Origin of the sequence: Streptomyces sp. NPDC091281 (genome assembly GCF_044757425.1) — a bacterium.
GTDB lineage: Bacteria > Actinomycetota > Actinomycetes > Streptomycetales > Streptomycetaceae > Streptomyces.
Window position 1 is genome coordinate 579,017 of sequence record NZ_JBIVUY010000004.1, and the last position, 13,970, is coordinate 592,986.

13 protein-coding genes are annotated in these 13,970 nt (G+C 73.2%); 6 read left to right on the forward strand and 7 right to left on the reverse strand.

What is annotated here, in order from left to right; translation table 11 throughout:
- Nucleotides 1–184 precede the first annotated feature (184 nt).
- Nucleotides 185–637: a DUF2267 domain-containing protein gene (locus tag ACIQPQ_RS14190; protein WP_401303430.1), complete on the forward strand. Its 453-nt coding sequence runs from the start codon at nt 185–187 to the stop codon at nt 635–637.
- A gap of 730 nt (nt 638–1,367) precedes the next feature.
- Here ACIQPQ_RS14190 and ACIQPQ_RS14195 read toward each other — a convergent pair.
- Nucleotides 1,368–2,129 (reverse strand): phosphoglyceromutase, encoded by a 762-nt coding sequence (locus ACIQPQ_RS14195; protein ID WP_383769013.1) that lies wholly within the window; start codon nt 2,127–2,129, stop codon nt 1,368–1,370.
- A 185-nt stretch (nt 2,130–2,314) separates the two neighbouring features.
- Between ACIQPQ_RS14195 and ACIQPQ_RS14200 the strand changes: the two genes are divergently transcribed.
- Complete coding sequence (locus ACIQPQ_RS14200; protein WP_401303432.1) at nt 2,315–3,685, forward strand: MDR family MFS transporter; 1,371 nt, start codon at nt 2,315–2,317, stop codon at nt 3,683–3,685.
- Nucleotides 3,686–3,739: 54 nt separating this feature from the next.
- On the opposite strand, the gene ACIQPQ_RS14205 is transcribed toward ACIQPQ_RS14200, so the two are convergent.
- Nucleotides 3,740–4,282 carry a DUF2000 family protein gene (locus ACIQPQ_RS14205; protein ID WP_401303434.1) on the reverse strand — a complete coding sequence of 181 codons (543 nt, stop codon included), beginning with the start codon at nt 4,280–4,282 and terminating at the stop codon, nt 3,740–3,742.
- Nucleotides 4,283–4,331: 49 nt separating this feature from the next.
- Between ACIQPQ_RS14205 and ACIQPQ_RS14210 the strand changes: the two genes are divergently transcribed.
- Nucleotides 4,332–5,228 carry an AraC family ligand binding domain-containing protein gene (locus ACIQPQ_RS14210; RefSeq protein ID WP_401303436.1) on the forward strand — a complete coding sequence of 299 codons (897 nt, stop codon included), beginning with the start codon at nt 4,332–4,334 and terminating at the stop codon, nt 5,226–5,228.
- A gap of 40 nt (nt 5,229–5,268) precedes the next feature.
- Here the strand turns inward: ACIQPQ_RS14210 and ACIQPQ_RS14215 are convergent, their stop codons facing one another.
- Together ACIQPQ_RS14215 and mshA are read right to left on the reverse strand one after the other, a co-directional pair.
- Nucleotides 5,269–5,811 (reverse strand): YbjN domain-containing protein, encoded by a 543-nt coding sequence (locus ACIQPQ_RS14215; RefSeq protein ID WP_401303438.1) that lies wholly within the window; start codon nt 5,809–5,811, stop codon nt 5,269–5,271.
- A complete protein-coding gene (gene mshA / locus ACIQPQ_RS14220) occupies nt 5,804–7,138 on the reverse strand; it encodes a D-inositol-3-phosphate glycosyltransferase (protein WP_383769000.1) in 1,335 nt (444 codons plus the stop codon). The genes ACIQPQ_RS14215 and mshA overlap by 8 nt, the downstream gene beginning before the upstream one ends.
- A gap of 365 nt (nt 7,139–7,503) precedes the next feature.
- Between mshA and ACIQPQ_RS14225 the strand changes: the two genes are divergently transcribed.
- From ACIQPQ_RS14225 to ACIQPQ_RS14235, 3 genes are all read left to right on the forward strand, one after another.
- A complete protein-coding gene (locus ACIQPQ_RS14225) occupies nt 7,504–8,406 on the forward strand; it encodes a class I SAM-dependent methyltransferase (protein ID WP_401303440.1) in 903 nt (300 codons plus the stop codon).
- A gap of 302 nt (nt 8,407–8,708) precedes the next feature.
- Nucleotides 8,709–9,833 carry an NlpC/P60 family protein gene (locus ACIQPQ_RS14230; protein WP_401303607.1) on the forward strand — a complete coding sequence of 375 codons (1,125 nt, stop codon included), beginning with the start codon at nt 8,709–8,711 and terminating at the stop codon, nt 9,831–9,833.
- Between the two features lie 270 nt (nt 9,834–10,103).
- The gene (locus tag ACIQPQ_RS14235; RefSeq protein ID WP_401303442.1) at nt 10,104–11,726 is read left to right on the forward strand and encodes a PP2C family protein-serine/threonine phosphatase; all 1,623 of its coding nucleotides are present in this window, start codon (nt 10,104–10,106) and stop codon (nt 11,724–11,726) included.
- A gap of 139 nt (nt 11,727–11,865) precedes the next feature.
- On the opposite strand, the gene ACIQPQ_RS14240 is transcribed toward ACIQPQ_RS14235, so the two are convergent.
- The 3 genes from ACIQPQ_RS14240 to ACIQPQ_RS14250 form a co-directional block, all read right to left on the reverse strand.
- A complete protein-coding gene (locus ACIQPQ_RS14240; RefSeq protein ID WP_383768989.1) occupies nt 11,866–12,183 on the reverse strand; it encodes a DUF2516 family protein in 318 nt (105 codons plus the stop codon).
- Between the two features lie 226 nt (nt 12,184–12,409).
- Nucleotides 12,410–13,156 carry a hypothetical protein gene (locus tag ACIQPQ_RS14245; RefSeq protein ID WP_401303444.1) on the reverse strand — a complete coding sequence of 249 codons (747 nt, stop codon included), beginning with the start codon at nt 13,154–13,156 and terminating at the stop codon, nt 12,410–12,412.
- Between the two features lie 121 nt (nt 13,157–13,277).
- Nucleotides 13,278–13,751, reverse strand: coding sequence for a helix-turn-helix domain-containing protein (locus ACIQPQ_RS14250; protein ID WP_401303446.1), 474 nt, complete (start codon nt 13,749–13,751; stop codon nt 13,278–13,280).
- Between the last annotated feature and the right edge of the window lie 219 nt (nt 13,752–13,970).

Below are 13,970 nucleotides of genomic sequence, written 5' to 3' on the forward strand. Positions count from 1 at the left end.
GAGGCGGGGGCTTTCTGTCCCCCGTCCCTCCCCCGCCCTCCGCACCCGGTCCGACGGCGCCCACCCGGCGAGGCCCGCGCTCCGCTCGCGGCCCGCCTGCCGGAGGCCTGCGCCCTGATCCCGCTCGGAACCACCGCCCGCGCATCCCCCACCGCCCCCGACTCCTCGAAAGGCACGCACCGCAGTGATCACCGACGTACGCGAACCGCTCACGCCCGAGCACCGGCGGCAGCCGTACGAGGCGGCGTACGGACACCTGCTGGAGAAGGTCCGCTACGAGGGCGCCTACCCGACCCGCGAGCGGGCCGACGAGGTGGTCCGCCTGGTCCTGGCCGGGCTGGGCCGCCAGCTGACCGGCGACGAACGCGTCGCCCTCGCGGCCTGCCTGCCCCGGGAAGCCGCCCGCGTCCTGACCGCGCAGATCCCCGACACCGAGCCGCTGACCGGCTGGTCCTTCGTCAAGGACCTCGCCGCCCGCACGGGCGCCTCCCTGGCCACCACCCGCTGGGACACCGGCTCGGTCCTCACCACGATCGCCGCCCTCGCGGGCCCCGACCTCACGACCCGCATCCTGGACCAACTCCCGCCCGGGTACGCGCTGCTGTTCGGAAGAGCGGAGTTGAAGCCCGCTGTGTAAGGACGAGGTGTACCGCTAAGGCCTTCCCGTAAAGACTTACTGCTTCTTTCACTTGGCGGCGTACTGGTGAAGCGGGAAGACCACGCTCCAAAACTTCACGGACAAGCTCACAAGGTTGATTGAGCCGGGATAAGCGTGAGAGATTGAGAACCCTGACCAACTTATCCAGTTACGTTGGTCAGGTCGTTCAAGAGAAGCAGGCTGTTCACGTTGCCGGAAGAACGACCGAGGACCCGGACCCGGCGGCAACCGGACCCAGGCCCTCGTGCAGTCAGCGAGCCCGGTCGCTCATCAGCAGACCGGGCTCGCCGCATGGACAGCGCCCGGTCCCGACCGTTCTCGCGCGTGGCCCGCTCATCGAGCGAACTGCACCACGCCGGTGACGATGGTCGCCAGCAGGCCGACGCCCGCGAGCCAGACCTGCCACTTCTCGGCACCGGTCCACTTGCGGGGCGTGTCCTTCTCGAGACTCACCCCCACCACCTCCCTTCCTCTCCCAACGACCCGCTTGCCGGGCCGGAGCTTGGAACTCGCGCACGGATGCGTCGAGTTCAGGGAGAATTCAGGTGAGGCGGCATCAGCATACCGGTCACATCGCCGTTCCCTGAGGCATACAGGGGGGCTCGGCAGCAGTCGGGAACCCCTTTCAGGAAAACCACGCGTACCCCGGACAACGCGAAAGCCCCCGACCCGGGGAAAAGCCGCGGGTCGGGGGCTCGAAGAGGGGGCGTTACTTCTTCTTCCCCTGGTTCTTCACGGCCTCGATCGCCGCCGCTGCCGCGTCCGGGTCGAGGTAGGTGCCGCCGGGGGTGAGCGGCTTGAACTCGGCGTCGAGTTCGTAGGAGAGGGGGATGCCGGTGGGGATGTTGAGGCCGGCGATGTCGGTGTCGGAGATGCCGTCGAGGTGCTTGACCAGGGCGCGGAGGCTGTTGCCGTGGGCGGCGACCAGGACGGTGCGGCCGGTGAGGAGGTCGGGGACGATGCCGTCGAACCAGTACGGCAGCATGCGGACGACGACGTCCTTCAGGCACTCGGTGCGCGGGCGCAGCTCCGGCGGCAGGGTCGCGTAGCGGGCGTCGTCGAACTGGGAGTACTCGGCGTCGACGGCCAGCGGCGGCGGCGGGGTGTCGTACGAGCGCCGCCACAGCATGAACTGCTCCTCGCCGAACTCCGCGAGGGTCTGCGCCTTGTCCTTGCCCTGGAGCGCGCCGTAGTGCCGCTCGTTCAGGCGCCAGGAGCGGTGGACGGGGATCCAGTGGCGGTCGGCGGCCTCCAGGGCGAGCTGCGCGGTGCGGATCGCGCGCTTCTGGAGGGACGTGTGGACCACGTCGGGCAGCAGGCCGGCGTCCTTGAGCAGCTCACCGCCGCGGACCGCCTCCTTCTCCCCCTTCTCGTTGAGGTTGACGTCCACCCAGCCGGTGAACAGGTTCTTCGCGTTCCACTCGCTCTCGCCGTGGCGGAGGAGGATCAGCTTGTACGGTGCGTCGGCCATGCGTATGAGCGTAATCCAAGGGGTTCGGGGGGTGGGCCGGGCGCCCGCGCTGTGGACACCGGGCCCGGACGGCGCAGGCGGGGGCGCCGCCGGTTGACTGGATCTGCTAATCGAGTGGCCCGCCGGGGCCCCGCCCTCGTAAGTTCTGGATGCCGCCAGTGCCGCTTACATCCGGGGGAGCCGTCATGTCGTCCGTCACCGTCCTCAGACGTGCCGCGCGGGAGACCGTGTCCGGGCTGCCGCCCGCGTTCTGGTGGCTGTGGACCAGCACGCTGGTGAACCGGCTCGGCGCCTTCGTCGCCACCTTCATGGCCCTCTACCTCACCCTCGACCGCGGCTACTCCGCCTCCTACGCCGGTCTCGTCGCCGCCCTCCACGGCCTCGGCGGGGTGATCTCCTCGCTCGGCGGCGGGGTGATGGCCGACCGGCTCGGGCGGCGGCCCACGCTGCTGGTGGCGCAGTCGGCCACCGCGTTCTCCGTCGCGGCCCTCGGCTTCGTGCACCACCCGGTCGCGATCGCCGGGGTCGCCTTCCTGGTCGGCGTGGCCTCCAACGCCTCCCGGCCCGCCGTGCAGGCGATGATGGCCGACATCGTGGCGCCCGAGGACCGCGTCCGCGCCTTCTCCCTGAACTACTGGGCCATCAACCTCGGCTTCGCGATCTCCGCCATGGGCGCCGGGTTCATCGCCGAGTACAGCTATCTCGCCGGGTTCCTCATCGAGGCCGCCATGACGCTGGCCTGCGCGATCGTCGTCTTCCTCAAGCTGCCCGAGTCCCGTCCGAAGCCCGGCGGGAAGACCGCGGCGGGCGCGGCGCCGGTCGGGCTCGGGACCGTGCTGCGCGACGGGCGGTTCATGATCCTCGTCGGGCTGTCGTTCCTCGTCGCGTTCGTCTTCCAGCAGGGGTCGATCGGCCTGCCGGTGGCGATGGGCGCGGCCGGGTTCACCCCGGCCGACTACGGCACGGCCATCGCCGTCAACGGCTTCCTGATCGTCGTCCTCCAGATCCCCGTCACCCGCTTCATCCAGCACCGCGACCCCGGCCGCCTGCTGGTGATCTCCTCGGTCCTCGCGGGCTACGGCTTCGGCCTCACCGCGTTCGCCGGGTCGGTCGGGGTGTTCGCGCTGACCGTGTGCGTGTGGACGCTCGCCGAGATCGTCAACGCGCCCACACAGACCGGGCTCGTCGTCCGCCTCTCCCCCGTCCACGGCCGGGGCCGCTACCAGGGCATGTACAGCCTGTCCTGGTCGGCCGCCGCGCTCGTCGCCCCGCTGGTCTCCGGCGTCGTCATCGACCGGTACGGCGCGGAGTGGCTGTGGGGGATGTGCGCGGCCGTGGGGACCGTCGCGGGGCTGGGGTACTGGGTGCTCATGCGGGGGCTGCCCGCGGAGACACCGACGACCGTGGTCACGGAGGCAGCGACGACCGTGGTCACGGACACGCCGACGGCCCTGGTCACGGAGGCACCGGTGTCCGGGACGGTGCTGCCGGGTGGCGGCGTGGAGCGTGCGGCCTCGGAGACGGGTGCGGAGGCGGGTGCGGAGCGGGCCGTCTGAGGGCGGCCCGCTGAGCGCGCCCCGTCCTCGTACCGCCGTCCCTCACGGGTGGCCTCACGGATGCATCCGTGCCCCCTTCAGCACCTTGTCCACCGCGTTGCGGGGGCCGTACACCGCGAGGCCGACCAGGTCGAGGGCGTCCGTGGGGACGGCGCGGACCGCGGCGCGGTTGTCGCGGTCGTTGCCGGTGGCGAAGAGGTCGCCGGTGAAGACCGCGCGCGGCAGGGCGCGGGAGAGCACGCGCGCGTGGGCCGCCGTCAGCGTCTCCTTGTCGCCCTCGAAGACGAGGACGGGCTGGCGGAACATGGGCTGGTAGCGGACCCCGTCCGCGTCCTCGTACGGCTCTCCGAGCACCTCGGGGGCCGCCGTGCCCAGGCCGCTGACCAGGAAGGCCGTCACGTTGAGGCGCTGCCAGGTCTCCAGGTCGGCGCGGAGCAGCACGGCGATCTTCGTGTCGAAGCGGACGGGCGGGAGGGCAGCGGGTTCAGCGACGGGAGCGGGGGCGGAAGCGGGTGCGGTGGTGCCGGAGGGGGCCGGTGCGGGGGCGGTCGTGGAAGCGGGTGCGGGTGCGGGTGCGGCGGGTGTGTCGGTGGTCATGCGTCGAGACTGCCGACCCGTCCGCCGCCGGGTCTTGTACGTTCTTTGCATGGCCGTATCCCGTCCGGCCCCCCGCGCCGCCACCGCCCCCGGCGGCAGGGCCACGCCGGAGCACACCGACGGCGACGTCGCCGCCGACACATCGGGCGAGGTCACCGCGGACGTCACCGCCTGGCGTCCCGCCGTCGCCGGTGTCGTCGAGGTCTTCCACGCCCGTTTCACCGGCTACGCCTACCCGATGCACGTCCACGAGGCGTGGACGCTGCTGATCGTCGACGACGGCGCCGTCCGCTACGACCTGGAGCGCCACCCGCACGGGACCCCGCACGACACGGTGTCGCTGCTGCCGCCGCACGTGCCGCACAACGGGTCCGCCGTCACCGCCGACGGTTTCCGCAAGCGGGTGCTGTACCTGGACGCGAGCGTGCTCGGCGAGGAGCTGATCGGCGCCGCGGTGGACGGCCCCGACCTGCGGGACCCGCTGCTGCGGCGGCGCGTGGGGCAGTTGCACGGGGCGCTCGCGCGGCCCGGTGACACCCTGGAGGCCGACAGTCGGCTGACGTTCGTCGGGGAGCGGCTGCGCGGTCTGCTGCGGCCGGGGGCGCCGGGCCCGGCGGAGGCGGAGCGCCGGGACCCCGTCCTCGCGGGGCGGCTGCGCGACCTGCTCGACGCGCGCGCGACGGAGGGCATCACCCTGGACACCGCGTCCGGGCTGCTCCAGGCCCATCCGGCGCATCTGGTACGGGCGTTCAGCGGCGCGTACGGCATCGCGCCGCACCAGTACCTGACCGCCCGCCGGGTGGACCGGGCGCGCGGGCTGCTGCTCGGCGGGGCCGCACCGGCGGAGGCGGCCGCCCTCGCGGGCTTCCACGACCAGGCGCACCTCACCCGGCACTTCAAGCGGCTGGTCGGCGTGACACCGGGCCGCTACCGGCGGGGGGCCTAGGTGTATTGACCCGCGGCGTTGTTGATGCGGGTCAATACACCTAGGCCCTGTCCTGGCTCGTGGGCGGGCGTTCCGTGAGGTGGCGGAAGGCGTCCAGGTTGCGGGTGGACTCGCCGCGCGACACCCGCCAGGCGTACTCCTTGCGGATCGCGGAGGCGAAGCCCAGTTCCAGCAGCGGGTTGAAGGCGCCGTCGGAGGCCTCCAGCACCTGCCCGAGGAGCCGGTCGGTCGCCTCGGGGGTGACGGCGGCGAGCGGGAGCCGGCCGGTGACGTAGATGTCGCCGAGCGGGTCGACGGCGTAACTCACGCCGTACAGCTTGAGGTTGCGCTCCAGGAGCCAGCGGTGGACGGCCGGTTCGTTCTCGTCGGGGTGGCGGATGACGAACGCGTTGAGCGACAGGGAGTGGCGGCCGACGATCAGCGAGAGCGTCGTACGGAGTTTGCGGGTGCCGGGGAGCTGGACGACGTACGTGCCCGGCTCGGGGCTCTCCCACTCCAGCTCGGCGTCCTTCAGGACGTCCTCGACGACCCGCGCGGCGCCCCCGCCGTCCGCACCTGCGGCGTTCTTCCCGTCCTCAGCCATGCGGGGAGCGTACGCGACGGCGGTGGGCCTGGGCGGCGGCCCAGTAGACGTCGGCGGTGGCGGCGGCGGCCGCGTCCCAGCCGAACGACCGGGCGTGCAGCGCGGCGGCGGCGCCCATGCGGGCGCACAGGTCGGGGGCGTCGGCGAGGTCGGCGAGGACGCGCGCGTAGGCCGCCGGTTCGTGGCCGTGCACCAGGAAGCCCGTCTCGCCGTCGCGCACGGCCACCGGCAGCCCGCCGACCGCCGCCGCCAGCACCGGCGTACCGGCCGCCTGCGCCTCTATGGCGACCAGCCCGAACGACTCGCTGTACGACGGCACCACCAGCACGGACGCGGCCCGGAACCAGTCCGCGAGCTGCTCCTGCCCGACGGGCGGCCGGAACCGTACGACGTCGGAGATGCCGAGGCGGGCGGCGAGCTTCTGAAGGCCCTCCGGCTTGGCGAGGCCGCTGCCGCTGGGGCCGCCGACGACGGGCACGACGAGGCGCGTGCGCAGTTCGGGGCGCCGGTCGAGGAGGACGGCGACCGCGCGCAGCAGCACGTCCGGGGCCTTGAGGGGCTGGATGCGGCCCGCGAAGAGGGGGATCAGCGCGTCCTGCGGGAGACCGAGGCGGGCGCGGGCGGCGGCGCGGCCGTCGGCGGGGCGGAAGCGTTCGAGGTTGACGCCGGGGTGGACGACGGCGAGCTTGGCGGGGTCGGCGGCGTAGTGCCGGACGAGTTCGCCCGCCTCCTCGGAGGTGTTGGCGATGAGCCGGTCGGCGGCGGCGACGATCTGGGTCTCGCCGATGACGCGCGCGGCGGGCTCCGGGGTGTCGCCGTCGGCGAGATTGGCGTTCTTGACCTTGGCCATGGTGTGCATGGCGTGCACCAGGGGCGTGCCCCAGCGCTGGGCGGCGAGCCAGCCGACGTGGCCGGAGAGCCAGTAGTGCGAGTGGACGAGGTCGTAGTGGCCGGGGCGGTGCCCGGCCCACGCCTGCATCACGCCGTGCGTGAACGCGCAGAGCTGCGCGGGCAGTTCCTCCTTGGCGAGGCCCTCGTAGGGTCCGGCGTCGATGTGCCGGACGAGGACGCCGGGGGCGAGGTCGACCGTGGGCGGGAGGCCGCCGGTGGTGGCACGGGTGAAGATCTCGACCTCGATGTTGATCGCGGCGAGGCGTTGCGCCAGCTCGACGATGTACACGTTCATGCCGCCGGCGTCGCCGGTGCCGGGCTGGTGGAGCGGTGACGTGTGCACGGAGAGCATCGCCACCCGGCGGGGACGGCGGTGGAGCCTGAGCCGCGAGGCCGCCGGGGAACGACGCCCGAGCCTGCTGACGTACTGGCTCACGGGGCGTTCCTCCTCCTTGCTGCGGGCATGCCGAACGGAGGGTGTGGGGCGCCCTCCGCTGCGGTGCAACGCGGAGGCTCGCATTCCCATTCCGTACGGGTGTACGGGGTGAGGGTTTTTGCCAGGACATTACCTTTTGTCGCTCAACCGTTCGAGGACGGTACGGCGTCCGGAGGGGGGTTGGGGGCGGGGGTGGTCCGGGGGGCGGGGGTGATCGGGCGTCCGCCGGGTTGCCGGTCCGCTGGGTGCCGGACCGCTAGGCGCCGGTCCGCTGGGTGCTGGCCCGCCGCCGTACCGCCGTTCCCCGCTCCGCCGAGGGGCCGTCCCGCGCCGGGTGTCGTCCCGCCGCCGATACCCTCGTCCCCATGTCCCCCCGGCCCCCGTCCCCCCGGCCCTCGGGCTCCCCCCTCCGCCCGGTCGGTACGGTCACCCGTGGGACCACCAACCCCAACCGGCTGCGCCGCATGGACCGCTGGATCGCCGCCACGCACGGCGCCGTCCTGCGCCGCGCCACCGACCCGCTCGCCGTCGACCTCGGCTACGGCGCCGCCCCCTGGACCGCCGTCGAACTGCTCACCCGGCTGCGCCCGGCCGCGCCCCGCGTCCAGGTCGTCGGCGTCGAGATCGACCCGGCGCGGGTCGCCGCCGCGCTCCCGTACGAGCGCGAGGGCCTCACCTTCCGGCACGGCGGCTTCGAGGTCCCGGTGGAACGGCCGCCGCACCTCATCCGCGCGGCGAACGTGCTGCGCCAGTACGACGAGGAGCAGGTGGCGGCGGTCTGGGCGCGGCTGTGCGCACGGCTCGCCGCACCCGAGGGCGCGGGCACGGACACGGGCACGGGCGTCGGCGGGAAGGGGGGCGGCGGGGCGCCGCGGAGCAGCTCGCGGGACACCGGTGGGCTGCTCGTCGAGGGGACCTGCGACGAGGTCGGGCGGCGGCACGTGTGGGTGGCGCTGGGCCCGGAGGGGCCGCGCACGGTCACCTTCGCGGCCCGTCTCGGCTCCCTCGACACCCCCTCCGACCTGGCGGAACGGCTGCCGAAGGCGCTGATCCACCGCAATGTGCCGGGCGAACCGGTGCACGCCTTCCTCCGCGACTTCGACCGCGCCTGGGCCGCCGCCGCGCCCTACGCCTCCTACGGCGCCCGGCAGCGCTGGATGCGCGCGGTACGGGACCTGACGTCCGACTGGCCGGTGACGGACGGGCCGGTGCGGTGGCGGCAGGGTGAAGTCACCGTGGCGTGGGAGGCGTTGGCGCCTCGGGGGTGAGGCGGACCGACGCTCCCTCGCCCCGCCTGCCTCCAACCGCCCGCACCCACTGCCCGGACCGGCCACCCCCACCCCCTGCTGCCGCCGCCAACTGCCGCCCGCGCCAAGGGAACGATCACCCTGAGGCGTTCGTCACAAAGGGTGGGAGATCGACGTACGGGGGCGGATGAGGGGGTAGCGCAAGGAGCGGTGCCCCCGGTGCCGCGCTCCCCCTGTCACTTTCGGCCGTGGCATGGCACGATCCCCCGGGCGAACAGATGTTACTGACGGTTAATCAGCTGGGGGGACCTATGGGTACGGGCATACGTACGGGCAAGCGCGGCCTGCTCGCGGTGGCCGTGACCGTGGTCTGCGCGATCACCGTCCTGGGAGCGCCGGGCGCGGCGTTCGCGGCCCCCGGCCCCACCCCGGCCCCCTCGACCTCGCCGACCGCACGGACCACGAACCCGGATCTGACGCCGCCGCCGGCGGACCCGGCGCCGTCCGAGGCCGACAAGGCACTCGAAGCGGTCCGCGAGAAGCTCGACTCGCTCTACCACGACGCCGCCGTCGCCACCGACGCCTACAACGCGGCCGAGGAGAAGGCGAAGGAGCAGTCCGCGCAGATCGTCGCGCTGGCCCGGAAGATCGTGCAGGGCCGGGAGAAGCTGGACGAGCTGAAGGACCGCGCGGGCGCCGCCGCCCGCTCCCAGTACCGCGGCGGCGGCCTGCCCGACGAGGCGCATCTGCTGCTCAGCGACGACCCGCGCGAGTTCCTCGACGGCGCCGGACGCGTGCTCCAGGGCCACCGCGCCACCAAGGGCCTGCTCGGCGAGATGACCCGCACCCAGCAGGACCTGGAGCAGTACGCCGCGGACGCCTCCACGCAGTGGCAGAAGCTGGAGTCCCACCGCAAGGCCAAGGCCGAGGCGCAGAAGAAGATCGAGAAGCAGATCTCCGAGGCGCGGGCGCTGGAGTCCCGGCTGGAGAAGAAGGAGAAGGAGCGCCTGGCCAAGCTCCAGGAGGAGGCCGCGCGCAAGGCGCAGACCGCCTGGATCGGCACCGGCGCCCTCGACAACGCGACCGGCCAGGGCACCTCGGCGGGCGAGCGCGCCATCGCCTACGCCACCGCACAGATAGGCAAGCCGTACGTGTGGGGTGCCGAGGGACCCGACTCCTTCGACTGCTCCGGGCTGACCTCCGAGGCCTGGGCCGACGCGGGCCGGACCATCCCGCGCACCTCGCAGGAGCAGTGGCGGCAACTGCGACGGGTCGCCGTCTCGGACATGCGCCCCGGCGACCTGATCATCTACTTCGGCGACGCCAGCCACGTCGCGCTCTACGTGGGCGACGGCAAGATCGTCCACGCCCCGCGCCCCGGACGGAACGTCACCGTCGCGGGCGCGGGCACCATGCCGATCCTGGGCGTGGTCCGACCGGACGCGTAAGGGCGGCCTGCCCTCGGCTCTCGGCCCGGTCCGTGTGACCCACGGCACCCGCGGCCCGTCCGAAACCGTCCGCCGACGTGACCTTCGTCATCCCCTCCCCCGGACCGGCCTGCCCAACTGCGGTACGGATCGCGGCATATGACTCTGACCGGAGTTCAACCTCCCGCCCGCACACCATTCCGTTGCGGCGCACTCTGCCGCTAGGGTCCCCGTCGGTGGGTCGAGGTCCCTCGTCCCCACCGCCCCGGGGGGAGGGAAGGAACCGACACGATGCCCGTACCCGTACCGCGGCAGAGAGCGATCCCGGCCGCGGAGTGCGGCCAGGCACCGTCCGCGACCACAGCCGTGAACCCGTACGCGGAGGGGACCCCGGAGGGAACGACGGAACCGCAGACAGCACCCCGCGCCGAGACCACGACGCCCTCGGCGACCGCCACGCCGACGACACCGTCGGCTGCGGCGACGGTCACGGCGACCGCGACGGCAGCGACCGCGACCGGAGCGACCGCGACGGTCCCGCGGCCGGAGACGCCGGACGCGCAGGCGGTAGCGGGGGGAACGCCGACAGCAGCGGGCGGGGCACAGGCGGCACCGGGCGTGCAGGCGGCACCGGGCGTGCAGGCGGTGCCGGGCGTGCAGGCGGTGCCGGGCGTGCAGGCGGTGCCCGGAGCGCACGGGGCAGCGGGCCCGCCCGGGGCGTGGAAGGTGCCCGCGGGCCCGCCCACCAACCTGACGCTGCTGCTCATCGAGGACGACCCGACGGCCGCCCCCATCGTGCCCGGCCTGCTCGACTCGGCCGGGAAGCCGATCCGGGTCCGCACCGCCCGCAACCTCACCGAGGCCGGACGGCTGCTCACCGACGACGTGCACTGCATCCTGCTGGACCTCGCGCTGCCCGCGCCCGGCCGCGCGGCCGACGGCGACGAACTGGCCGTCCTGCGGCACGTCCTGGAGATCGCGCCCCGGCACGCCGTCCTCGCCCTCACCACCTCCGGCGACGCCGAGCGCGGCGCGGAGGCGGTGCGGGTCGGCGCGCAGGACTACCTGTTCCGCGACGAGCTGGACGGGCGGCTGCTGAGCCGCGCCATCCGCTACGCCGTGGAGCGCAAACGGTCCGAGCACGCCGAACGGCGCCTCGCCGAGGGCCGCCTGCGCGCGCAGGAGAACGCCCGGCTGGAGCGCGGCCTGCTGCCGACACCGCTCCTGGAGGGCTCCGCGCTGCGCTTCGCGGCCCGCTACCGCCCCGGCCGCTCGCGGGCGCTGCTCGGCGGCGACTTCTACGACACCGTCCGCACCCCGGACGGCACGGTCCACGCGATGATCGGCGACGTCTGCGGGCACGGCCCGGACGAGGCGGCGCTCGGCGTGGAACTGCGGATCGCCTGGCGGGCGCTGACCCTGGCCGGGCTGTGCGGGGACCGGCTGCTGAACACGCTCCAGCAGGTCCTGGAGCACGAACGCAACGACGACGAGATCTTCGCGACGGTCTGCACGGTCGACATCTCCCCCGACGGCCGCCGCGCGGGACTCTGCCTCGCCGGGCATCCGGCGCCGCTCGTCGCGGGCCCCCACTACCCGGCCCGGCTGCTGCCGTACGAGAACAACGGCCCCGCGCTGGGGCTGCTGCCCGGCGCCCGCTGGCCGCGGATGCAGGTGGAGCTGGGCCCGGAGTGGAGCCTGATGCTCTACACCGACGGCCTGATCGAGGGCCGGATCGGCACCGGCCGGGAGCGGCTGGGGCAGGACGGGATGGTGGAGATGATCCGCCGTCAGCGCGCCCAGGGCCTGCGCGGCGAGGACCTGCTGCGGGCGGCGGTGAGCGAGGTCCGCGACCTGAACGGCGGGGAACTGACGGACGACGTGGCGGTCGTCCTGCTGGACCGCGAGCCGTAACGGACCGCAGCGGACCCGGCCCCCGTAGAACCTCGACGGGCCCCGACAGGCAATGGCGAGCGGCGGCGGTGGTGAGCCCAGACGGACGGTGATGGGCTCTACCAGCGGTGACGGGCTCCGACGAGCCCCGACGGACGGGTCAGCGACCGCCGTTGTACGGGCCGTACGGACCGTCGCTGCTGGAGCCGCCGCCTCTGCTGCTGCGTCCGCCGCCGGGCAGGGAGCGCAGGGCGGGCCGGACGTCGACGATGTACACGATGGACGCGATCAGGCCGATGATCGGCAGGAACGACAGGATCGGGAAGATCAGGCTCACCACGAAGGCGATGCCGAGGATGATCAGCCAGAACGGCTTGGTCTGCTTGTCGGCGGCCCGGTAACCGTCCTCGCGGCGGATCGCCGCGTCGATCAGAGCGAAGCCGCTGAACACGATCAGGGCCAGGCTCAGCAGAGACATGAAGCCCGCGAAACCTTCCAACAGCACTACGTCCACCACCCGTCTCGGCAGGTCTGCACTCGTCCGTACGCGGTCACCGTACCCGCAACCGCGCTTCCGTCACCCGTTGAACGGCCCGGGCCTTCCCGGAGTGCCCGGCCCCCGCCGCGCCCGCCCCGGTTCACCCGTACGAGTGGGTGTCACGGGACCGGGCCGCGTGGCCGTCATCTGACCGGAGACGGGGCCGTCACTTGGCCGGGGGCGTGGTCTTCTTCGCGGTGGGCTTGGGGGCGGCGGTGGTGGGCTTGGCCGCCGTCGACTTGGCCGTGGTGCTCTTGCGGGGCGCCGGGGCCTTCTTGGCGGCGGCCGGGGTGGCCGGGGTCTTCTTCGCCGCGGGGGCGGACTTCGGCTCGGTCACGACGGCGGTCGGGCGGGGCGTCGGCTTCGGGGCGGCGGCGGGCTTCGCGGCGGCGGGCTTGGGGTCGTCCTTGCCTTCGACGACGATGGCCAGCTCCTCGATCTCCTCGGCGGCCCCGCCACGCCAGGTCCGTACGGCCTGCTCGCCGTGCTCGGCGACCTTCTCGTAGGTCTCACGGGCCTTGACGGCGTACTCGGCGGCGACGCCGACGCTGCGCAGGGCCAGGTCCTGGGCGGACTCGCCGAGCTTCTTCAGGTCGGAGTCGAGGTTGGTGCCGATCTTCTTGAAGTCGCCGTCGAGGTTGGCGATGAAGCCGTTGACCTTGGCCTGGAGGGTCTCCTGCGCCTCACGGGCCTTGGAACCGGCCTCCTTGGCGCGGGTGGCGGCGCGCTCCTGGACGTCCTTGGGGTCGGTGTTGCGGACGGCCTCGAACCGCGCCGGGGCCTCGGCGCGCAGCTGCTCGACCAGCCCGGGGAGCTTCAGCGCCTGCTGGAGGGCGAGGTCGGCGGTACCGGCGGCGAAGTAGAGCGGAGTGGGGTCGCTGAGGGTCTTGCGCAGGTCGTCGGTGATGGCCATGGTGAGGTTCTCCCGTATCAGCGGTCGTGTCGTACGTACGTGCTTCTGTCCGTGGCGTTCGATGCGCTCGTCGATGGGGCGGATGCGGTTCCCGCAGTCGGCGGCCGGTCCCCTGGTCCGGTCAACCGGCCGTCTGCTGCGGTGCGGCGTCGTCCCCGCCGATCGCACGGGCTTCCCGTACGTCGGCCGCGCCGCCCGGCGGACCGTCGTCCTCCGCGTCGTCGCCCGTGCCGCCGTCCCCGGCCACGAACCCGTTCTCCTTGCGGAACGAGTCGTAGATCTGGAGCAGCACCTGCTTCTGCTGCCCGGTGAGGGTGGGATCGGCGAGGAGGACGGCCCGCGTCTCCACCTCGTCCCGGTCCCGCTCGGCGTCGAGGATGCCGGCGCGCACGTAGAGCGTCTCGGCGGAGATCCGCAGCGCCTTGGCGACCTGCTGGAGCACCTCCGCGCTCGGCTTGCGCAGCCCGCGCTCGATCTGGCTCAGATACGGATTGGACACCCCGGCGGCGTCGGCGAGCTGCCGCAACGAGAGCTGCGCGTTGCGCCGCTGCTCGCGCAGATACTCACCGAGATTGCCGACGTTGAGCGATGCCATGCCTCCACCCTGCCCCACCCCCGCTAACTTTTGCAAGCAGGCGCTTGCAAAAGTGTGCTGGGTCATGTCGGGGGGGGTGTGACTGCTCGCGATAGTTGACACTTCGCAGCGCTGGTTGGCACCGAGCGGCCAGCGCCCAGCCTTCGCGGTGCGTAGTCAGTCCCGGAATGCTGTGGGCACCCAGACCTTTCCGATGTCAGTGCCGTCGGGAAGGATCTC